Origin of the sequence: Marinobacter sp. bablab_jr008 (assembly GCF_016464145.1) — a bacterium.
Classification (GTDB): domain Bacteria; phylum Pseudomonadota; class Gammaproteobacteria; order Pseudomonadales; family Oleiphilaceae; genus Marinobacter; species Marinobacter nauticus.
Map to the genome: position 1 here is coordinate 1 of NZ_JACDWW010000002.1, position 464 is coordinate 464.

Genomic DNA, 464 nt, shown 5'->3' on the forward strand with positions numbered 1-464 from the left:
AGCTGCGCGTGTTCGGTGATGCCGGTTATCTTGGCATTCAAAAGCGGGATGAGCATAAAGATCGCCAAAATGTATCCTGGTTCATTGCCAAGCGCCCCGGTTCTCGTAAAAAACTGGACGACCGAAAGCTAAAGGCCGAGAAGCTCAAAGCCAGCGCCCGGGCCAAAGTGGAACACCCATTCCGGTACATCAAGCAGGTCTTTGGCTATAGCAAAGTTCGCTATCGCGGCTTGGCCAAAAACAGTAACCGATTGCACTTGCTGGCTGCGTTCAGCAACCTGCTGATGGGTGAAAAATACCTGCTGTCGTAGGGTCAGTTCGCCTGTTTTCCGCCAAAACGGCGGGAAATAGGCAAAAATCGAACAAAACAGAGGGTGATAACGCCAAAATCGCGCTTGAATGGCTTTTTTTCGAGTTGAAAAGCGATTCAGCGATAAATCAGGCGTTAATCAGACCCTCCTTAA

General features: G+C 49.8%; 1 protein-coding gene. It reads left to right on the forward strand.

All coding sequences use genetic code 11. The annotated features are described in order from the left end of the window. Positions 1-311, forward strand: a 311-nt coding sequence (locus tag JIF53_RS00015) for a transposase (protein WP_199451536.1), incomplete at its 5' end; no start/stop codon positions are given. Between the last annotated feature and the right edge of the window lie 153 nt (positions 312-464).